The organism is Pseudoalteromonas sp. XMcav1-K, assembly GCF_044005875.1.
In the GTDB taxonomy this organism is placed as follows: domain Bacteria; phylum Pseudomonadota; class Gammaproteobacteria; order Enterobacterales; family Alteromonadaceae; genus Pseudoalteromonas; species Pseudoalteromonas spongiae.
In genome coordinates, this window is record NZ_JBIPJE010000037.1 from 1 (window position 1) to 20,704 (window position 20,704).

Below are 20,704 nucleotides of genomic sequence, written 5' to 3' on the forward strand. Positions count from 1 at the left end.
CTTTTGAGCGCACTTTTCTCATTGTTGCTCGATATTCGCTTAGATTACTAGGCCACACATCGAGCGCCGCGATAAAAGCACGCTCAAACAGAACAAAAATAGAACAGCAAAGATCAACAGACCCTAAGCTTTGCGACGCTTAATTTTAACGCCTAAACCACCTAGTTTATCTTCAATGCGCTGATAACCTCGGTCAACATGGTAAATGCGGTCTACCACGGTTTCACCTTGTGCAATCGCACCTGTCAGTATCAAACTCGCAGAAGCACGAAGGTCTGTAGCCATTACCTGCGCACCACTAAGTTGCTCAGTATGCTCACAAATTGCGGTATTACCTTCTAAGCGAATATTCGCTCCCATACGCTTTAGTTCAGGCACATGCATAAAACGGTTTTCGAAAATCGTTTCGGTAATCGTTGCACTGCCTTCAGCAACCACATTTAACGCTGTAAATTGTGCTTGCATATCGGTTGGAAAGCCCGGGTGCGGTGAGGTTTTAATATTAACCGCTTTTGGCATGCGACCACGCATATCAAGGTAAATACTGTTATCCGCAAGCTCAATGTGTGCGTTAGCATCACGTAGCTTTTCAATAACCGGTTCTAAACTAAAGTGATCAGTGCCATGACATAGCACTTCGCCTTTCGCCATTGCCGCTGCAACTAGGTAAGTACCCGTTTCGATGCGATCTGGCAAAATGCGATGCTGACAACCTGTTAGCGACGCTACACCGGTTACTTCAATACGATCCGAACCTGCACCTGAAATCTTCGCACCCATAGCACTTAGATACTTAGCTAAGTCGGTGATTTCTGGTTCGCGTGCTGCGTTTTCTAATACAGTAACACCGTCAGCTAAGGTTGCCGCCATTAGTAAGTTTTCGGTAGCACCTACACTCACCACATCCATAAAAATGTGCGCGCCTTTCAAGCGACCGTTTACTTTGGCATTAATATAGCCGCCTTCTACCGTGATTTCAGCGCCCATTTTTTCAAGGCCTGAAATATGAAGGTCAACAGGACGAGCACCAATAGCACAACCGCCTGGTAACGACACCTGCGCCTCACCAAAACGTGCCAATAACGGCCCTAACGCTAAAACAGATGCGCGCATCTGCTTTACAAGCTCGTATGGCGCAAGCACTTTATCTATAGTCGCGCCATCAACGATTAAATCATCTTGCTGCCACTCAACTTTAGCGCCTAATGTTGATAATAGTGCTTCAGTGGTATTAATGTCGCGCAAACGCGGTACATTGGTAAAACGGCTTTTGCCGTTAGCGAGGATTGCTGCAAATAAAATTGGAAGTGCGGCGTTTTTAGCGCCTGAAATAGTCACTTCTCCGGCAATAGTGCTGCCGCCCTGAATAACAAATTGATCCATTTATGCCACCTATAGCATCATCAATTTGCGATCACGTTCCCATTGCTCTGGCGTGTAGGCTTTAATTGATACGGCATGCATTGTGCCGTCAGAAATCTTTTCCATTAATGGTGCATAAACCATTTGCTGCTGCTTAACGCGCGACGCGCCAGCAAAACACTCACCTACAACAATCAATTCATAATGACTGCCTTCGGCTTTTACTTTAATAAAATCAAGCGATAATGCTTGCGATAAAATATCTTCGACTTGTTTAGGATCCATTAACTCTACTCAAATAAATTCTCTACGTGACCCAATTGCATTAGCTTTTTGAGTTGCTCAGGTAAGTGGACAAGTTTAAGGCTTATATTGTTCCGTTGCAATTGTGAGAAATTATAGATGAGCCAAGCAAGGCCTGCAGTGTCAACTTTAGCAACCTCGCTCAAGTCGAGCGTTAGGGTTGATTGAGTTGGAACTTTGGGTAGTTTAACACTCGGTACTGAGTAGCGATTAAGCTCGCCACTCAATACATAAGTTGTATCATCAACCGCTTTTAACGTAAGTAAAGACATTACTTATTCACCAGCAAATTGCACTGGCAACTTGCTCTTTTTATCTAGCATATCAATTACGTAACCAAGGCCCTCTGTACGCAGAATACCGTGAAACTCTGATTGCTTAGCATCTAATAAGCTAATGCCTTCAGGTAACATATCGAAGCCTTTCCATTCGCCTGATTTAGTTTTGCGTACTTTAAAGTCGATGTTGATATCTGGCTTACCTGATTCAACAATTTTAGTTTTAACAAGCACTAACTTATCGTCTGAAAAGTCTTGAGCTGGTGCAAATTCTACTTCTTGACCACGATATTGCGTAAAAATACCCGCATAAGACGTAATTAAGTATTCGCGAAATACATCAATAAAGCGTTTAAGGTTTTCAATTTCCGCCTTTTGCTCTTCTTTATCTTTAATATTACGCACTTTAGAAATATAGCTACCAAGCACACGCTGCGCCGCATAGCGATAATCGATATAAGGAAGTAGTTCTTGCTCAACCACTACTTTCAAATGGTTTTTATCTTGTTCAATAATCGCTTTATCTTGAGTGATACGAGCAAAGGTGTTCTCTGCAACCGTTCTCACCATTAGATACGGGTTACTTTCGTCCACTTCTTTAGCAACTGATACACTCGATGCCAATACCAGTAAAATCGCAAATAAATATTTCATCATCTTAACTATTACAATCCTAATTAATCGTTACTTTGGTTAAACAAAAACTGACCAATAAGCTCTTCCAATACTAGAGCTGATTTCGTATCAGTAATAAAGTCACCATCTTTTAAAACCTTTACTTCTTCGAGGCCAAACATTTCACTTAGTTCATCCTCGCCATTCATATCTTTGTGCGCAATCACACCAGGGTTAATACCTAAATACTGCTCACCAAGAATGCCTGAAGTTAATATATTGACCGACGTAGTCTCGGTAAAATTGCTGTATTCTGTCGCAATTTTCATGTGCACAACAGGCACATAGTCCGTAGGATCCAAATTAATTGCTTCAACGCGACCCACTACAACACCACCTACCTTTATTGGTGAGCGCACTTTAAGCGAACCTATATTGTCGAATTTTGCAAAAAGGCTGTAAGTATCGCCGTTTCCACTCATGCCCGCATTCGCTACCTTAAGTGCCAGCATCACAATTGCTGCTATACCTAAACTAACGAAAAAGCCTACTAATATTTCAATTTTCTTCGAATTCATTTTTTACCCTTTACGCGCCAAACATAATTGCTGTTAGCACAAAATCTAATCCCAAAACTGCCAGTGATGACTGCACTACGGTTTCTGTTGTTGCTTTACTAATACCTTCAGAAGTTGGTACACAATCGTAGCCTTTATAAAGTGCAATCCAAGTCACAACAAAAGCAAATACCACGGCTTTAATTGCGCCATTTAGAATGTCTTTTTCAAACGATACTTGTGCCTGCATAATTGACCAAAAACTACCTGAATCCACACCAAGCCAATCAACACCAACAATATGTGCACCAAGAATCGCTACCGCCGAGAAAATCATCGCAAGTAACGGCATACTAATCATGCCAGCCCAAAAACGTGGCGCAATCACACGCTTTAGGGGATCTACAGCCATCATTTCTAAACTAGTTAACTGTTCTGTTGCTTTCATTAAACCAATTTCGGCAGTTAATGCACTGCCTGCACGACCAGCAAATAACAATGCCGTAACTACTGGGCCTAACTCTCGCAATAAGCTCAGCGCGACCAACGGGCCAAGGCTGTCTTCAGCACCGTAATCCACCAATACTGTGTAGCCTTGTAACGCCAATACCATGCCGATAAAAAGGCCTGAAACTAAAATAATAATCAGTGATAAAAAGCCAACCATATAAAGTTGCTTTATCAATAATGGTGTGCCCTTTTTGAAATTTGGCACACTAAAAATAGCGCCTAACAACATAATTAGCGCACGGCCTATGCCTGCTAGTGTGTCTAGTGTATTGCGGCCGATTGTTTGAATAGTATTAACCACGTTCGCTTCCCATTAATAAATCTTGGTCGTATGGCGCAGCATCAAAGTGGAATGGCACAGGACCATCAGATAGCCCTTGTAAAAACTGTTGAACTAACGGCGATTTTGACTGAGCAACCTGTTCAGGTGAACCTTCACCAATCACTCCTTTATCCGCTAAAATCACGACATGATCCGCAATACTCATCACCTCTGTCACATCGTGCGTTACCACCAAAGAAGTGATATTAAGTGTTTGGTTTAATGATTTGATTAACTTAACTAACACGCCCATTGAGATTGGATCTTGGCCCGCAAAAGGTTCATCGTACATGATTAATTCAGGGTCGAGTGCAATTGCCCGCGCCAGTGCCGCACGCCTAGCCATGCCACCTGAAAGTTCTGACGGCATTAAATCACGCGCGCCACGTAACCCAACCGCTTCTAATTTCATTAATACGATGATACGGATAACGTCTTCTGACAGTTTAGTATGTTCACGAAGTGGAAAAGCAATATTGTCAAACACGCTCATATCAGTAAATAAAGCGCCGCTTTGAAATAACATGCTCATACGTTCACGCGCTTGGTATAGCTCGCTGCGTGACATTTTCGGAATGCTTTCACCTGAAAACAAAATGTCGCCTGAATCGGGTTTCAGCTGACCACCAATCAAACGCAACATGGTTGTTTTACCAATACCACTTGGCCCCATTATCGCGGTGATTTTTCCTGTAGGAACGCTAAAGCTCATGTTTTGATAAATCACTCTATCGCCACGAGAAAAGGTAATGTCCTTTATTTCAACTAAACTTTGCGACAAGTCGCTCTCCTAGAATTAATTGCGCACTGTATTCTAAGCGTTTTAAAAATGTTGTGAAACCTATGAAAAAGTAAATATTTGTAATAACACTTACAAAAGCTGTGTTTTAAATCCAGATTTGATATTATTTGGTGTTATCTAAATTTTGGTTTTTATTCAATAATGTTGTTATCAATTGCTATTTTAATTGCAGGATTTGTCGGCTTAGTTTGGAGTGCGGATCGCTTTGTTTTTGGTGCAGCTGCACTGGCAAAGAACTATGGTATTCCAACATTAATTATTGGTTTAACAATTGTCGCGATGGGCTCATCGGCACCAGAGATGATGGTATCGGCGCAAGCGGCGCTTGCAAAACAAACAGACACTGCTGTCGGTAACGCGGTTGGTTCAAATATTACTAATATTCTGCTAGTACTTGGTATTACTGCACTGTTGCGCCCGCTGAGTGTGTCATCGAGTACGCTAAAACGTGAAATGCCAGTAGTAATGCTAGTATCCCTTGGTGCTTGGTACATTTTATCGGACAACTATTTAGCATTCGGTGAAGGCGTTGCACTGATGGTGAGTTTCTTCATTTTCATTGCTGCAGTGACCATTATCTCGGTAAAACAAAGCAAAGCTGCCAATGCCGAACACGATCCTTTCGTTGACGAAGCCTGCGACGAAGTGCCTGACAATGTACGCACACCGATTGCGCTTATGTGGTTAGTTATCGGCATGGCGATTTTACCTATCAGTTCACATTTTATTATTGAATCAGCAACCGACATTGCCAAACTATTTGGTATTAGCGATTTGGTGATTGGCTTAACTATTATTGCAATTGGTACCAGCTTACCTGAACTTGCGGCATGTGTTGCTGGCGTACTTAAAAATGAAGACGATTTAGCGCTAGGTAACATTATTGGCTCAAATATCTTTAACCTATTAGCGGTATTGTCGCTTGCGGGCATTATTAATCCATCAAGCGTTGATCCTGCAGTATCGAGCCGCGATATCTTAATTATGTTAGGTGCAACAGCAGCCCTTATTGCAATGAGTTTGAGTATTCGCGGTTCACGCCGTATTAATCGTGTTGAAGGCGGTTTGTTGTTAGCTGCCTTTTTAGGATATCAATACCTTATTTTCTCAACAGTAAGCGCTTAAGGCAAAGTCATGAACTTTATTGCTCGCGGTAAACGCGTTTTAGAAATCGAAAAAAATGCCATTGAGCAACTCGCTCAATATATTAACGATGACTTTAGCAATGCGTGTCAGTTGATGTATGACTGCAAAGGCCGTGTTATTGTCATTGGTATGGGAAAATCGGGTCATATCGGTAATAAAATAGCTGCCACGTTAGCAAGTACTGGCACACCCGCTTTTTTTGTTCACCCAGGCGAAGCAAGTCACGGCGACTTAGGCATGATCACACAAGATGATGTGTTATTGATGATCTCTAATTCAGGTGAAACCGCAGAAGTGATTAACCTGATCCCCGTAATCAAGCGCATTGGTGCAAAAATCGTGGGCATGAGTGGCAAGCAACACTCAACTCTTGCACAACAATCTAATGTGCATATTTGTATCGCAATTTCAGAAGAAGCCTGCCCTTTAGGGCTAGCACCTACAGCAAGTACTACTGCAACACTGGCGATGGGCGATGCGATTGCTGTTGCATTGCTTGAAGAAAAAGGCTTTACCGCCGATGATTTTGCTTTATCACACCCTGGCGGCAGTTTAGGTAAGCGCCTATTGTTAATGCTTAAAGACATTATGCATCAAGGCGAAGCATTACCTGTGGTCGCTGAAAACACAACGGTTAAAAACGCTCTGTTAGAAATGACAGCCAAAGGGCTTGGTATGACAGCAGTTGTCGACAATAACGGATTACTTTCAGGTATTTTTACCGATGGTGACCTGCGCCGGATTTTAGAACAACGCATTGATATTCACGCTACAGCTATTTCAGAAGTGATGACTAAACAGTGCACAACAGCAAATGAATCGATGCTTGCTGCTGAAGCCTTAAACATAATGGAACAAAAGAAAATAAACGGTTTGCTTGTAGTTGACCAGCAACAACAGCCAATTGGCGCACTTAATATGCAGGATTTACTTAAGGCAGGTGTTTTATGAGTTTAACTGCATCACAACAGCTTTTTAACGAATTATATGCACAAACTAGTGCTGACGTATTTGCAAAAGCAAGCAAAATTAAACTGTTAATTTGCGATATCGATGGCGTATTTTCTGATGGTCGCATTTACCTTGGTAATGATGGCGAAGAACTTAAAGCATTTCACACTAAAGATGGTTTTGGTATTAAGTCGCTTATCAATAGTGGCATACAGGTTGCGATAATTACTGGGCGCAACTCAAAGATTGTGGAAAACCGCATGAAAAGCCTTACTGTTCAGCATATCTATCAAGGGCAAGAAGATAAAATAGTCGCTTTTAATAACTTAAAGCACACGCTATCACTTGATAACGAAAACATTGCTTATATTGGCGACGATAGCCCTGATTTACCCGTAATGGAATTAGTAGGCTTTGCCGTAGCAACCAATGATGCTCATCCTCTGGTAAAACGCATCGCTGATTATAAAACTACCATGCTAGGCGGTTTTGGCGCTGTAAGAGAACTGACCGATTTAATTATGCTGAGCCAAGACAAAACACTCAGCCACGCAGGCAGTAGCAGCTAATGTCGGCGCGTATTGCACTTACTATACTTTTCACCATTGCCATGGTTTGGCTTTGGTTGCCTTACTTCTTTACTCCCAAAGAACCAAAACCGATTGTTGAAAACGTTGCCAGTATTCCTGATTACATTGCAACCGACTTAAAACAAACCAACTTTAATGAATCTGGTACTGTCAGCCATAAAGTGATGGCGCGAAAAATGTCGATGTATCAAGATTTGGGGTTTACCCACTTTGAAAAACCACAATTTACTATTTTTTCAGAACAAGGTGTGTGGCAGCTCACTGCCGATGAAGCCACGCTCTACAATAACGAAAAGCTCATTTTGGAACAAAACGTTATTGCCAAAAGTCTAACGCCCAATATCATGCTCAATACAATTGAAGCGGCAAGCGTAGAATATTTAATTAATAGCAAACTAATGACTTCTCAATCCGAAGTAAAAATGACAGGTCCGGGACTTGAAATTAAAGGACAAGGCCTCAATGCTAATTTAGAAGAGCAAGTTATTAAGTTAATAAACCATACAAAGACCACTTATTATGACCAATAACATGACGAAATTACTGTCAATCGCTGGACTAGCTGTCACTTTGTGTATCACAAGTGGACACGCTATCGCTGAGCAGATCAAACTTAAGCATCCACTTGAGATTGACGCCGATGAGCAAGCTGCTCGCTTAAAAGAAAATGTCGGTATTTTTCGCCATAATGTACAAATTAAGCATGGCAATATGACCATCACCGCCGATTACCTTGAAGCACATAAACGAGCAGAGTTAGGAGATAACCAGCAATTACTTATTGCCAGTGGTGATCCGGTAAAATTTAGTGCTGAACAAGAAGATGGATCAATCATTGTCGCAAGTGCTAAAAAAGTCACTTATGACGTGGCTAAATCATTATTTACAATGTCTGGTGGCGCTAAATTTCAACAAAATGGCGACATGATGTCAGCAGATACCATCATCTATGATCGCGCAGCTGAAACAGTGACGTCTAAAAAAGCTGAAAACTCAACTAACCAAGTAAAAACCATCATCAATACGCAAAATGAACAAGGCGGACAATGAGCACATTAATTGCCGAAAAGCTGGCTAAAAGTTACAAATCACGCCAAGTGGTAAAAAATGTTGGCTTAGAAGTGAAAGCTGGTAGTATCGTTGGTTTGCTTGGTCCTAACGGTGCCGGTAAAACAACGACGTTTTACATGATTGTTGGTTTAGTACCGAGCGACAATGGCGTTATTCGTATTGACGATAATGACATTACATTGCAACCAATGCATAGTCGCGCCCGTTTAGGTATTGGTTATTTACCGCAAGAATCGTCGATTTTTAGAAAGCTTACTGTGTATCAAAACATCATGGCGATTCTAGAGACACGCAAAGAACTTAATCGTGTGCAACGTGAAGAAGCGCTCGATGATTTATTAGAAGAATTTAACATTGGCCATATCCGAGATTCACAGGGTATGGCATTGTCGGGCGGTGAACGTCGTCGTGTGGAAATTGCGCGCGCATTAGCCGCAAACCCCAAATTTATCCTGTTAGATGAACCTTTTGCTGGTGTTGATCCTATTTCAGTGATAGATATAAAGAAAATAATTGAGCATTTGAAAAATCGCGGCATTGGCGTGTTAATAACAGACCACAACGTGCGTGAAACCTTAGATGTATGTGAAAAAGCCTACATTGTTTCTCACGGCGAATTAATCGCATCTGGCACAGCTGAAGACGTTTTAAACAACCAAAAAGTACGCGATGTATACCTAGGTGAACAATTCAGACTATAGTAATAGTTATAGGCCTTAAATTTGGAATTGAATTGTTAACTAGCGGCTTGAAATCGAAAGAAGGATTAGAATAACTACATGAAGCAATCTTTACAGCTTCGCCTTGGGCAGCAACTAACAATGACTCCACAATTGCAACAGGCTATTCGCTTGTTGCAGCTGAGTACGTTAGATTTGCAGCAAGAAATTCAAGAAGCGCTTGATGCCAATCCTTTACTTGAAGAAGACATTGACTACAGTGACGATAAACAAAACAACGAAAACACTGAGTCAAACAAAGACGAATCAATAAATAGCGATGATGTTGAAGCAGCGCCAAGCCAAAGTGAAATAGAATCAAGCGACGCACTTAGCAACGAGAATATTTCTGACGATTTAGCTATGGATGTGTCGTGGGATGATTATATCAGCGCCGCACCTGTTTCTGTCAGTAACGCCCCAGCTCCTGACAACGATACTGTGTATCAAGGCTCAACCAGCGAATCATTGCAAGATTACTTAATGTGGCAATTACGCTTAACGCCGTTCAGCGACACCGACGAGATGATCGCAACCACCATTGTTGAGGCGGTAGACGATTCAGGTTATTTAACACAAAGTAGCGAAGAAATTTTAGAAGCGGTACAGCAATCTGACGACCAAGAACAAATTGAACTAGACGAAGTTGAAGCTGTACTTAAACGCGTTCAACTCTTTGACCCTGTTGGTATTGCTGCTCGTTCGTTACAAGAATGTTTATTGATCCAGCTCAATCAGTACGACAAAAATACCCCTTGGCTAAACGAAACAAAGAGCGTAATCTCAAACCATATGGAACTTTTAGGATTACGTGATTATCGTACAATAATGAAGAAGGCTAAACTCAAGGAGCCTGAGTTAAAAGAAGTCTTAACATTAATACATAGCCTTAATCCAAAACCAGCTGAAAGCATCATAAAAGAAGAACCTGAATATGTGGTTCCCGATGTTTCAGTAAAGAAAATTAAAGGACGCTGGCGCGTTGATTTAAACAACGATAGCATGCCAAAGATCCGCGTGAATGAACAATATGCTGCGCTTACTCGCTCGATGAAATCAAGCACTGACAGCCAGTTTATTCGCAACCATTTACAAGAAGCAAAATGGTTTATTAAAAGCTTAGAAAGTCGCAATGATACTTTATTAAAAGTAGCCAATTGCATTGTTGAACAACAACAGGCATTCTTTGAATATGGTGACGAAGCAATGAAACCTATGGTTTTAAACGACGTTGCCGAAATGGTCGAGATGCATGAGTCGACTATCTCGCGTGTAACAACGCAAAAATACATGCATACACCACGTGGCATTTATGAGCTTAAATACTTTTTTTCAAGCCACGTTAGCACGGAAAATGGGGGTGAGTGTTCATCTACCGCGATTCGAGCACTGATCAAAAAGCTAGTTGCGGCGGAAAATCCAGCTAAACCATTAAGTGATAGCAAGATTACCGACTTACTAGCAGAACAAGGAATTAAAGTGGCGCGACGCACTATCGCAAAATACCGTGAGTCGCTATCCATACCACCGTCTAATCAGCGCAAGAGCCTGATCTAGACCAAATAGAAGGAAAATGCTTATGCAATTAAACTTAACAGGTCGTCACGTAGAAATTACTGATTCTTTAAGAGACTATGTCACTAACAAATTTGCAAAACTAGAGAGGCATTTTGATCATATAAATAACGTGCACGTTATTCTAGATATTGAAAAACTATCACAAAAAGCAGAAGCTACTATGCATGTTAACGGTGGCGAATTGTTTGCCTCTACCGAGCATCAAGATATGTATGCAGCAATCGATGGCCTGGTCGACAAACTAGACCGCCAAGTAATTAAGCACAAAGAGAAACTTTCTCGCCACTAAAATGAAATTAACCGATATTATTGCTGAGGACTGCGCTAAAACCGCGGTCCTTTTTAATAGCAAAAAAAGACTGTTTGAATTTATTAGCGACCTTGCCCATCAGCAAGCCCCTGATATTACTTCTCAAGAGTTTCTTGAAGCCTTGCTGCAACGCGAAAAACTAGGTAGCACGGGTATTGGTAAAGGCCTCGCCATTCCTCATGGCCGCATTGATGGCCTACAAAATACCATTGGCTTTTTAATTGTAAATCAGTCACCTATTCCGTTTGATGCCATCGACGATAAAGACGTTGATATTTTTATCGTACTGCTCATACCAGAACAAAAGTGCCAGCAACATTTGCAGACTTTAGCCACCATCGCTGATAAACTAAAAGATAAGCAGTTTTGCCGTCAACTACGTCACGCTGAAAATAATCATCAGCTATATCAAATCATTAGTAGTGAGGCGAGTTAACTAAGGGAGATGTAAGTGCAACTTATTTTAGTCAGTGGTCGTTCTGGTTCAGGAAAAACAGTCGCACTCAGAGTATTGGAAGATCTCGGGTATTATGTTGTTGACAATATTCCTGTTAATTTATTGCCTTCGTTGATCCGCTCAGTTTCAGATAAATACGACAAAATTGCAGTGAGTGTTGATGCTCGTAATATGACTAAAGAGCCAGAGGAAATAGAAGAAGTACTCGACTATTTACCTGGTTTTGCAACACCAACCTTATTTTACCTTGATAGCGATGACAGCACGCTAATTAAGCGCTTTTCAGAGACGCGCCGCTTGCATCCGTTATCACTGAATAATATCTCCCTTGAAGAAGCCATTGAAGCTGAGAAAAAGCTGCTCGATCCTATCGCCTCACAAGCGGATATCTTTATTGATACAACAGGCTTAAGTGTTCACCAACTTGCCGATAGCATACGAGAGAAAGTACTCGGTAAAAAATCAAATCAGTTAATTATCACGTTTGAGTCATTCGGTTATAAACACGGTATTCCAAAACATGCTGACTATGTTTTTGACGCCCGATTTTTACCAAACCCGCATTGGGAGCCTGCTCTTAAGCCATTAACAGGGTTAGACCAACCAGTGATCGACTTCCTTTCTAGCCAGCCTGTAGTTCATAAATTTGCATGGCAAGTGCAAACCTTTATTGAAACTTGGTTACCGCATTTAGAGCGTAATAACCGTAGCTATTTAACCGTTGCAATTGGCTGTACTGGCGGCCAGCATCGTTCAGTTTATTTAGCGCAAACACTGGCTGATAGCTTCGCCAAACACCATAAAAACGTAAAAGCCCACCATCGTGAGCAAGTAAACAAATAAGCATAAGCGACTATTATGTCAGTTGAAAAACGATTTTTAATCGAAAACAAGTTAGGGCTACATGCTCGCGCTGCAACCCAACTAGCAAAGCTCGCAATGGCATTTGATGCGAAAATTAGTTTATCCCAAGGCGGTAAAACGGCTGAAGCTGATAGTGTATTGGGTTTAATGCTGTTAGAAAGCTCGCAAGGTAAAGAGGTATTAGTGCGTTGTGAGGGTCCTGACCAAGATCAAGCGTTACTTGCCATAGGCGATTTAATTCAAGCTAAGTTTAACGAAGACGAATAAACAGCTAACTTAGTTAAAACATTTTTCTGCAATAATGCTACAATAAGTTAGACGTAAGTTAACTCTAATAAATCAAAGAGTTGCAATCATTCACTCCAACCTTCAATAAATAATAGGGTGAACATGCCAGAAGCACTAGAACAAGACTACTCACAAACACAACTACATGAGGTTACAAAAGCCCTAAGTAGCGGCATGTTTGTGCATGTTCGACGCATGTTAGCGCATATGCCACCGTGTGATATTGCTTTATTGTTGGAGTCTTCACCGCATAAAAGCCGTACTGTTTTATGGCAATTGGTTGACCCTGATCTGCAAGGTGAAACCTTAGAAGAACTTTCTGAAGATGTGCGTAACGGCATTATCGCGCAAATGGATCCTGCGCTAATTGCCGCTGCAACGGAAGAAATGGATGATGATGACCTTGCAGAAGTGTTACGTAGCTTACCCGATACCGTATACCAAGAAGTATTGGGCTCAATGGATAAAACAGATCAAGAGCGCGCGACATTTGTTTTATCTTACGAGGAAGAAACCGCGGGTGCTCTAATGAGTACCGATACCATCACGATTCGCCCTGATGTCACGCTCGACGTAGTTTTACGTTATTTACGCTTAAAAGGCGAATTGCCTGAAGGCACCGATGAACTTTACGTTGTCGATAAAGAAAATAAGTTTTTGGGTGATATTCAGCTTGCGACATTATTGACAAAAAGTCCGTTACTCACTGTACGTGAAGTGATGGATAATGAATCTGAAGCAATCCCTGTTAGTATGGGTGAGTCAGAAGTTGCGCAATTATTCGAACGTCATAACTGGATTTCAGCCCCTGTTGTCGACGAAGACAGCCAATTACTTGGCCGTATTACCATCGATGACATTGTTGATGTAATTCGTGAAGAAGCCGAACACAGTATGATGAGTATGGCGGGTCTTGATGACGAAGAAGATACCTTCGCTCCCGTTGTAAAAAGTACCAAACGCCGCTCGGTGTGGCTTGGCGTAAACTTAATTACTGCAATCCTCGCTGCATTTGTGGCAGGTTTTTTTGAATCGACCTTAGGTATATTACCGATTTTAGCTGTACTTAACGGCATTGTGCCTTCAATGGGTGGCATTGCCGGTAGCCAAACACTCACCTTAGTTATTCGCGGTATGGCTGTTGGCCACATTAACGATGCCAACCAGCGTTGGTTAATTGGTAAAGAAATTGCAATTGGTATGCTCAATGGTGTGATTTGGGCGGTGTTAATAGCTTCGGTAGTAGCGCTTTGGCAATGGGACTTCACGCTCGGTTTAGTGATTGCCTTTGCGATGTTTATGAATTTATTTGCCGCCGGTTGTGCCGGGGTAACAATTCCACTTATTTTAAAGAAATTAGATATCGACCCAGCACTTGCTGGCGGGGTAATTCTAACAACAGTTACAGATGTAGTAGGTATTTTTGCCTTCCTTGGCACTGCAACCTACTTCCTGTTACCGTGATATAAGCTATTACGCTTATATCACCCTAGTTCTACTTCTTTGGCAACAAGGTATACTCACCGACAAATTCAGCAACCAGTTGCTCACCGTCAAAAATTTGCACTGGCACTGTGTAAACTGCTTTTTCACCTTGCTCTAAGCTAGAAAGATCACCTGAGCACTTGTGTAAATCAACATTGCCGATAGGATCTTGTTTTAGCGGTTTGAGATATTTAATGCTTGCATCAGATAGCACAATTGCAGCGTCGCTTCCGATCTCTTTCAAATGTAAATAAGTTGCTCCCCAACCTGTTAAAGTAGCAAGACTATAAATAGAACCGGCAAACATTGTACCGTGAAGGTTTTGATTAGCACTAAATTCAGCGCTCGTAGTAAATTGCCAATCAGTATAACTCTCAACCTTAATGCCCATAGCATCGCTGATTGGAATATCCTCACGCCACGTATTTTGCAGCACCTTAGTCCATTCAGGGCGACGGAACCAGCCAGGACATGACGGGCATACTTTAACCATTTTCCAATGTTGAATATCGCCGTACATCAAGTGCGCTTTTTCAACAACCACATAACCGTGGCGCTTATAAAAATCGACCGCTCTATCACGAGCAAACAAGAGTAATTCTTTAGCGCCTTGCTGCCATGCAAGCTTTTCTAGTTCATGCAATAAACGACTGCCAAGGTGATGACCGCGATGATCTTTATTCACCGCCATATAACGCACTTGCGCTTGTTCACCAGTATTCCAATGCAAACGTGCAACGCCTAGCACTTGGCCTTGTTCATTTTTAATAAAACGATGTTCTGCTTCTTGCTCGAACTCGTCTTGTTCAGAACCCCGAGGCTGTTGCCAAGGGGCGCGTAGCACCTGCCATCTAAGTTGATAATAATCCTGCCAATCTTGACTACTTTGGGGTGTCGTAACTTGTAACATAGCGACTCCTTATAATTTTAATTGGCAACAGATTAACCTAAAAATGCACAATATAAAATCACTCGATGGTAAACACTTTGGTATTAGCCTAAGCTTAATATTGAACGCGTTTACAAGGGCTTAATGTGGTATCTATTGATTTTGTAAATAACGCAAACATGCTTGGCACCCTAGTTTGCTTAAGAAAAACGCCAATAGGCACATGCACTGTTAGGCAGCTTGAAGATGTTAGGTGGCTATTAATAGACAACACATTACAGTCAGTTAGCGATTTAACACAACCTCAGCAGTTTTTACTGCCACATTTGCAACAATTAGCCAGCTTATGGCAAACCTTACCTGAGCCCAGCAATATATTAGAAGTAGGATTAGGTGGCGGTGCAATTCGCAATTATCTCAATGCAAGTTACCCGCATTGCAACATTACTACTATTGAAAAAAGCCAAGATATTATCGAGTTATATACGCAGTATTTTGCGTCACTGCCACAATCCAATCTCATTGCCGGCGATATTACAACTTATCATTTTTCCAACTCGTATAATTGGATTGTGCTTGATTTATTTAGTAAGCAAGACTGCCCTATTTTTCTGTTTCAACACGAGTTTTATCAACGAGTGAAGTCGCTGTTTGTTGATGACGCTAATCGGCACTTATTTATTAATTTTATATGTGAAAGCGCGCAACAGTTAAATTCGTTGCGCACTGTACTGACGAGCGTATTTAAAGCGGATGTGACAATTTACGCGATTAAGGACTACAACAACAAAATAGTGCACTTACACTTCTAAACGAAACGTCACGGGTCCATCGTTCACTAGGTGCACTTTCATATCGGCACCAAATTGGCCTGTTTGCACGGTTGTTAAGCTTTGCTTAGCTTGGCTTACAAAATATTCGTATAACTCTTCACCGAGCGCTGGAATAGCTGCAGACGAAAAGCTAGGACGCATTCCTTTTTTAGTATCGGCTGCTAGTGTAAATTGCGAAACAACTAACAAATCACCGCCGATATCTTTTAGGCTCAAATTCATTTTCCCTTCACTATCGGAAAAAATGCGGTAGCCAGATACTTTGTGTAATAGCTTATCGGCTTTTTGCTGGTCATCTCCTTTTTCTACTCCTAACAGCAGTAAAATACCGTGACCAATTTCACCAACAACCTTCCCATCAACGACCACTTTGGCTTCACTCACCCGTTGAATTAACCCTTGCATATTATTCTTCCTCTTGCTCAACAATTAACGGCTTCTTTCTCTCACCGAAGCTCTGTTGCAGTGATACTGTGAATTCGGCACCTAATAACACGACAATCCATGACAGATACACCCAAACAAACAAAATAGGAATGGTCGCAAGTGCCCCATAAATCACTTCATAAGATGGGAAGTTACTTACATAAGCTGCAAACCCTTTTTTACTGAGCTCAAATAACAGTGCGGCAAACATCGCGCCTGGTAAAGAGGCTTTAATAGGCACTCGGATATTAGGTACAACAGTATAAATCAACATAAAGCCCGCGGTAGAAATCACGTAAGGTAGCAATCCAAGTAAAAAGCCGCTAAAACCTGGGATCCCCTCATCGGCATACGCTGCCAAGCTGACAAGGTACGATGTCATACCTAAGCTTGCACCCAATAAAACCGGGCCAAGCGTTAATACCATCCAATAAACCGCAAACGAAATCACAACCGGACGCTTCTTCTGCGTACGCCAAATACGATTGAGCGTTGCATCTACATTACGAATCAAAAACAGCGCTACAACGATTAAAAAACCAATACCCATTGCCGTCATTTGGCTCGCATTACCCGTAAATGCACCTATGTGCTCTTTAATGGTTTCTGAAGAGGTTGGCACGAAGTTATTAAAAATAAAATTTTCGATAACCGCTCTAAAGTCCTGAAACACAGGAAACGCAGAAAAAATAGCAAATACTACAGCAAGCATTGGAACTAATGACAACAAGGTTACATAGGCTAAATAACCAGCATTGACGGTAATTTGGTCATCTAAGCAACGTTTGCCATACCCCTTAAACCAAAAGGCGGCGTAGCGTATTGCTTTACCAAATTGCTGAAACATCTGGGAGTAATCGACTTTATTCTGCATCGTAAGCGCTACTAATAAAAAAATATTGCCATATAATAACAAGATAATGGAAAGCATAAAGAGAATTGAACACACTATGAAAAAATTACTGCTCGCTGTCGCAACTACAAGCTTATTAACCCTTTCTGGCTGTCAAACAGCTTATTACTCTGCAATGGAAAGCGTAGGTGTTCACAAGCGCGACATTCTGATTGACCGTGTAGAAGAAGCAAAAGAGTCGCAACAAGATTCTCAAGAAGAATTCCAATCAGCCTATGAGCGCTTAACAACATTAATTAATTTTGATGGTGGTGAGTTACAAAAAGTTTACGACCAACTTAATGATGATTATTTGGCGAGTAAAAAGTCAGCTGAAGATGTATCGAGTAAAATTAATGCCGTTGAAGACGTAGCCGAAGCACTGTTTGATGAGTGGGAAGAAGAATTAGAGCAGTATTCAAACGCTAAACTAAAACGCGATAGTCAAAAGAAACTTTCCGCGACTAAGCGCCAGTTTGAACAACTATTACGTTCAATGCGTCGCTCTGAAAGCAAAATGGAACCCGTTTTAACCGCGTTAAACGACAACGTTTTATACTTAAAACATAACCTTAATGCGCAAGCAATTGCCGCAATTAAAGGCGAGTTTTCTACATTAAAACGTGATATTAAAACACTTATGAGCGAAATGAATAAATCCATTGCAGATTCAAATAAGTTTATAGCGCAGATGAATAAGTAAAGATTATTTAGTTCAGGTTGTGCGAGTTTGCTTGCTCAACCTTTTCCCAATTTAAAGCTATATTTACATAATAAAACTTAGATGCCTACATAAGAAACCGCTGTTACTCTCAATTATTACCATTCATCAGCTTTTTACGCCATTTCTCATATAATATTCCCTTTAACCACTTCCATATATTATTTTATAGCGAATACCGTGATGTTAAATATTTGTATTGATTGCTCACGAACTTATTGTACAAAAATTCATAAAAGGACATTAGTTATGGCAAAGCATTTAAAAATAATTACAAACCTGTTGATAGGTGCAATCTTATTCTCTGCACCCACGTTTGCTGAGCGATTAGATATTGGTTCAACATTACCACAGGACCTTGGTAAAACATTTGAACATAAAGAAATTAGTTATGAAAAATTTAAAGGACAACAAAACTACATATTAGTTTGGGACGGTTCAAACCCCTATGTTTTAAGTAACTTACTTAAAAATACCAAAGACACACCAGCCCCAGTTATTGTTTTCTGTACTGGTTACGTAAAGTTAGGTTCTCGGAAAAAAGATTATAAATCTTGTGAATATCAAGAAGGTGTAATAAATAGTGATCGAGTAACTATGCTGTACTCAAGAAGTCTCCGACTAGAAAATGATATTTTGTTACCCAAAGCAACGCATCTCTTCATTTCAGATGAGAGCGGTAAAATTACTCACAAAAGTAATTTACAACAAAATTAATGCTAGCTGAAAGTGCACTTCATTTAAAAGTGCACTTAACTTGTGTAACTGATTATTGACAGCCACGCTCAACACATAGCTTTGCTTAGTTCTTTAATCCGCAATCATTATCTAACCAGTTAATTAAGTTGCTATAGAACTCGTTTTTATGATCATGAAACAAAGTATCATAAAAATGGTCGGCATCTTCTAGTTCAACATACTTATGAACTTTGTTTAACTTCTCTAGTTCAGTCACAAATTTTCGACTATGAACAACAGGTACTCTCTCATCAATATCACCGTGGATCACCATAATTGGAATATTCACTTTCTCAACTTTATCTATAGGAGAAATACCAGTGATAGTTGGCTGTTGAAGTTCGCTAAGGAACTCATCTTCATTCAGTGTAGCATTGATTCTACTTAAATCACTCACACCAGCACCGGCTACAGTACATTGATAAATATTCTTTTCTCGCATTGATGCAGCAAATGCAGCATAACCACCATAGCTCCAACCAAACATTGCCAATTTATCTATTGTGGTATAGCCTTTTTCGACCAAATACATTGCGGCGTCATCAAGGTCATCTTGCATCTTAAGACCCCAATTATTATCCCCTGCAACCCAATGTTCCAAGCCATAACCCGTAGAACCACGGTAGTTAGGCTGAATTACAACATAACCATTCGCCGCTAAAAGCTGCGCCCATTCATCAAAGATGATCGTGTCACGTACCCACGGACCACCATGCGGTAGCACAATTGCAGGATGAGGTCCTTTTGTATTTGGCGTTGTCACATAAGCGCGTATTTTTCTACCATCACGAGCGCTATAGCTAATGTATTTTACGTCGGCTAATTTATCCTCAGTAAGTAAAGGTAAACGCCCGCCAATTTTATCTAACTTTTGTTTATTAGTAATTATGTAAAAAGTACCAGGATCTTTATTAGAACTTGTCTGAACGACTAACACATCATCACTATTAGAACGACTAGTAATATTGACAAACTTCCTCGGAAATAAACCCTCTAAGCTTTGGTATAAAGCATCTTCATTAGGATCTGTAAAATATCGCTTAGGCCAGTTTGTTGTGTATGAATAACCGAGCAAAGAACCCCATTTATTTTGTATAATACTGCCAGCATCAACAGATTTCAGCCCAAATAAGCGTTCCGATATTTCTCCAGTTTCAATATTAAATGTATAAATACCGGTTTTATCTTGCCCTAAATTTGCGCTGATATACATGTCGTTAGGTGATTCCTTTGAAAAACCTAAAAAATCATAGCTTTCACGACTTTTTGGAGAAATTGTTTTTATCTTTTTCCAATTAGTGCTCCCTTTCCTACGCGCAAACAACTCTATGGAGTTTGTAGCCCTATCAAATCCTCTAGCTGCACGAATATCACCGTCCGCATCAGCAACAAACCCACCAGTTATTTCAGTGTTACCTCGCATAACTGTTTTGAAACTACCGTTATCAAGATTATATCTAACTACATCAGGGATACGATTATCGTTTACATCAGTCAATGCCAGAACAGTGTTATCTTCTTTAGGTAACAGATCAAATATTTGAAAGAAACCTAAACGTTTGTTATTTGAGGGAATAACCCACTTGCCTTTACCATCAGCGTCCGTAATTGCAAATTCATTAACCCAACGTTTAGAGTTTCCATCTTCTAGTATTTGGCGAAAGCTAACGCCTATTTTTTCATTATTAAGAAAGCCAACACTCGATACCATCATCTTGCTGGCCCCTAAAACTACTGGCTCTTTCTTTAAATTAAATGGATCTCTTATTTCAATTACATAATCGCCATTTTTAGTTGTCGCTCTGAGAATCGCTACTTTTTTACCATCTGGAGATACAGAAACACTTCGTATCATTGGCATCATTGTAAATGCCTCAAGCGTAACATTCGATGAGTTAGCTAATTCACTAGCTAATGAATTAGTTGGATAAGCCAAGCTTGCAGCAAGCACTCCAAGGGCCAATATTATTTTTGTCATTATCATAGACCTCAATTAA

The 20,704-nt window shown here is 40.7% G+C and carries 26 protein-coding genes; 15 read left to right on the top strand and 11 right to left on the bottom strand.

Features of this window, described 5'->3' with window-relative positions; translation table 11 throughout:
* Window positions 1-123: 123 nt before the first annotated feature.
* From murA to mlaF, 7 genes are read right to left on the bottom strand one after another with little or no spacing between them, the layout of a single operon-like run.
* Window positions 124-1,383, bottom strand: coding sequence for a UDP-N-acetylglucosamine 1-carboxyvinyltransferase (murA, locus tag ACHSBP_RS07530; protein ID WP_395388474.1), 1,260 nt, complete (start codon window positions 1,381-1,383; stop codon window positions 124-126).
* Window positions 1,384-1,392: 9 nt separating this feature from the next.
* Complete coding sequence (locus ACHSBP_RS07535; RefSeq protein ID WP_010561582.1) at window positions 1,393-1,647, bottom strand: BolA family protein; 255 nt, start codon at window positions 1,645-1,647, stop codon at window positions 1,393-1,395.
* A gap of 5 nt (window positions 1,648-1,652) precedes the next feature.
* Complete coding sequence (locus ACHSBP_RS07540) at window positions 1,653-1,937, bottom strand: lipid asymmetry maintenance protein MlaB (protein ID WP_054978164.1); 285 nt, start codon at window positions 1,935-1,937, stop codon at window positions 1,653-1,655.
* A 3-nt stretch (window positions 1,938-1,940) separates the two neighbouring features.
* Window positions 1,941-2,600 (bottom strand): phospholipid-binding protein MlaC, encoded by a 660-nt coding sequence (locus ACHSBP_RS07545; RefSeq protein ID WP_021032995.1) that lies wholly within the window; start codon window positions 2,598-2,600, stop codon window positions 1,941-1,943.
* 20 nt (window positions 2,601-2,620) lie between these two features.
* Complete coding sequence (gene mlaD, locus ACHSBP_RS07550; protein ID WP_100914276.1) at window positions 2,621-3,136, bottom strand: outer membrane lipid asymmetry maintenance protein MlaD; 516 nt, start codon at window positions 3,134-3,136, stop codon at window positions 2,621-2,623.
* A gap of 10 nt (window positions 3,137-3,146) precedes the next feature.
* Complete coding sequence (gene mlaE, locus ACHSBP_RS07555; protein ID WP_010561578.1) at window positions 3,147-3,926, bottom strand: lipid asymmetry maintenance ABC transporter permease subunit MlaE; 780 nt, start codon at window positions 3,924-3,926, stop codon at window positions 3,147-3,149.
* Complete coding sequence (gene mlaF / locus ACHSBP_RS07560; RefSeq protein WP_395388475.1) at window positions 3,919-4,728, bottom strand: phospholipid ABC transporter ATP-binding protein MlaF; 810 nt, start codon at window positions 4,726-4,728, stop codon at window positions 3,919-3,921. Before mlaF ends, mlaE begins: the two co-directional genes overlap by 8 nt.
* Before the next feature lie 162 nt (window positions 4,729-4,890).
* On the opposite strand from mlaF, the gene ACHSBP_RS07565 reads away from it, so the two are divergent.
* From ACHSBP_RS07565 to mgtE, 12 genes are all read left to right on the top strand, one after another.
* Window positions 4,891-5,874, top strand: coding sequence for a calcium/sodium antiporter (locus tag ACHSBP_RS07565; RefSeq protein WP_054978167.1), 984 nt, complete (start codon window positions 4,891-4,893; stop codon window positions 5,872-5,874).
* Window positions 5,875-5,883: 9 nt separating this feature from the next.
* A complete protein-coding gene (locus tag ACHSBP_RS07570) occupies window positions 5,884-6,846 on the top strand; it encodes a KpsF/GutQ family sugar-phosphate isomerase (RefSeq protein WP_138629507.1) in 963 nt (320 codons plus the stop codon).
* Window positions 6,843-7,415 (top strand): 3-deoxy-manno-octulosonate-8-phosphatase KdsC, encoded by a 573-nt coding sequence (kdsC, locus tag ACHSBP_RS07575; protein ID WP_395388476.1) that lies wholly within the window; start codon window positions 6,843-6,845, stop codon window positions 7,413-7,415. Before ACHSBP_RS07570 ends, kdsC begins: the two co-directional genes overlap by 4 nt.
* Complete coding sequence (lptC, locus tag ACHSBP_RS07580; protein WP_010561573.1) at window positions 7,415-7,966, top strand: LPS export ABC transporter periplasmic protein LptC; 552 nt, start codon at window positions 7,415-7,417, stop codon at window positions 7,964-7,966. Before kdsC ends, lptC begins: the two co-directional genes overlap by 1 nt.
* 1 nt (window position 7,967) lies before the next feature.
* Window positions 7,968-8,486 carry a lipopolysaccharide transport periplasmic protein LptA gene (lptA, locus tag ACHSBP_RS07585; protein WP_158523448.1) on the top strand — a complete coding sequence of 173 codons (519 nt, stop codon included), beginning with the start codon at window positions 7,968-7,970 and terminating at the stop codon, window positions 8,484-8,486.
* Window positions 8,483-9,208, top strand: a complete 726-nt coding sequence (lptB, locus tag ACHSBP_RS07590; RefSeq protein ID WP_010561571.1) for an LPS export ABC transporter ATP-binding protein — start codon at window positions 8,483-8,485, stop codon at window positions 9,206-9,208. The genes lptA and lptB overlap by 4 nt, the downstream gene beginning before the upstream one ends.
* Before the next feature lie 78 nt (window positions 9,209-9,286).
* Window positions 9,287-10,783, top strand: coding sequence for an RNA polymerase factor sigma-54 (locus ACHSBP_RS07595; RefSeq protein ID WP_395388477.1), 1,497 nt, complete (start codon window positions 9,287-9,289; stop codon window positions 10,781-10,783).
* Window positions 10,784-10,805: 22 nt separating this feature from the next.
* Window positions 10,806-11,093, top strand: coding sequence for a ribosome hibernation promoting factor (gene hpf / locus ACHSBP_RS07600; RefSeq protein WP_010561569.1), 288 nt, complete (start codon window positions 10,806-10,808; stop codon window positions 11,091-11,093).
* Window position 11,094: 1 nt separating this feature from the next.
* Window positions 11,095-11,550: a PTS IIA-like nitrogen regulatory protein PtsN gene (gene ptsN, locus ACHSBP_RS07605; protein WP_010561568.1), complete on the top strand. Its 456-nt coding sequence runs from the start codon at window positions 11,095-11,097 to the stop codon at window positions 11,548-11,550.
* A 15-nt stretch (window positions 11,551-11,565) separates the two neighbouring features.
* Window positions 11,566-12,414 carry an RNase adapter RapZ gene (gene rapZ / locus ACHSBP_RS07610; RefSeq protein ID WP_010561567.1) on the top strand — a complete coding sequence of 283 codons (849 nt, stop codon included), beginning with the start codon at window positions 11,566-11,568 and terminating at the stop codon, window positions 12,412-12,414.
* A gap of 15 nt (window positions 12,415-12,429) precedes the next feature.
* A complete protein-coding gene (locus ACHSBP_RS07615) occupies window positions 12,430-12,702 on the top strand; it encodes an HPr family phosphocarrier protein (RefSeq protein ID WP_010561566.1) in 273 nt (90 codons plus the stop codon).
* A gap of 123 nt (window positions 12,703-12,825) precedes the next feature.
* Window positions 12,826-14,187, top strand: coding sequence for a magnesium transporter (gene mgtE, locus ACHSBP_RS07620; protein ID WP_010561565.1), 1,362 nt, complete (start codon window positions 12,826-12,828; stop codon window positions 14,185-14,187).
* 31 nt (window positions 14,188-14,218) lie between these two features.
* Here the strand turns inward: mgtE and ACHSBP_RS07625 are convergent, their stop codons facing one another.
* Complete coding sequence (locus tag ACHSBP_RS07625; protein WP_010561564.1) at window positions 14,219-15,118, bottom strand: bifunctional GNAT family N-acetyltransferase/hotdog fold thioesterase; 900 nt, start codon at window positions 15,116-15,118, stop codon at window positions 14,219-14,221.
* 125 nt (window positions 15,119-15,243) lie between these two features.
* Here ACHSBP_RS07625 and ACHSBP_RS07630 point away from each other — a divergent pair, with 125 nt between their 5' ends.
* Window positions 15,244-15,909, top strand: coding sequence for a hypothetical protein (locus ACHSBP_RS07630; protein WP_010561563.1), 666 nt, complete (start codon window positions 15,244-15,246; stop codon window positions 15,907-15,909).
* On the opposite strand, the gene dtd is transcribed toward ACHSBP_RS07630, so the two are convergent.
* Both dtd and ACHSBP_RS07640 read right to left on the bottom strand, forming a co-directional pair.
* Complete coding sequence (dtd, locus tag ACHSBP_RS07635) at window positions 15,898-16,335, bottom strand: D-aminoacyl-tRNA deacylase (protein ID WP_010561562.1); 438 nt, start codon at window positions 16,333-16,335, stop codon at window positions 15,898-15,900. The two genes, ACHSBP_RS07630 and dtd, sit on opposite strands and share 12 nt — an antisense overlap.
* Before the next feature lies 1 nt (window position 16,336).
* On the bottom strand, window positions 16,337-17,230 hold the full coding sequence (locus ACHSBP_RS07640) for a virulence factor BrkB family protein (RefSeq protein ID WP_051320887.1): 894 nt from the start codon (window positions 17,228-17,230) through the stop codon (window positions 16,337-16,339).
* Window positions 17,231-17,306: 76 nt separating this feature from the next.
* Here ACHSBP_RS07640 and ACHSBP_RS07645 point away from each other — a divergent pair, with 76 nt between their 5' ends.
* The gene (locus ACHSBP_RS07645; RefSeq protein ID WP_010561560.1) at window positions 17,307-17,951 is read left to right on the top strand and encodes a DUF2959 domain-containing protein; all 645 of its coding nucleotides are present in this window, start codon (window positions 17,307-17,309) and stop codon (window positions 17,949-17,951) included.
* Window positions 17,952-18,218: 267 nt separating this feature from the next.
* Window positions 18,219-18,686: a hypothetical protein gene (locus ACHSBP_RS07650; RefSeq protein WP_010561559.1), complete on the top strand. Its 468-nt coding sequence runs from the start codon at window positions 18,219-18,221 to the stop codon at window positions 18,684-18,686.
* Window positions 18,687-18,771: 85 nt separating this feature from the next.
* Here ACHSBP_RS07650 and ACHSBP_RS07655 read toward each other — a convergent pair whose 3' ends face one another.
* Window positions 18,772-20,685: a S9 family peptidase gene (locus ACHSBP_RS07655; protein WP_010561558.1), complete on the bottom strand. Its 1,914-nt coding sequence runs from the start codon at window positions 20,683-20,685 to the stop codon at window positions 18,772-18,774.
* Window positions 20,686-20,704 lie beyond the last annotated feature (19 nt).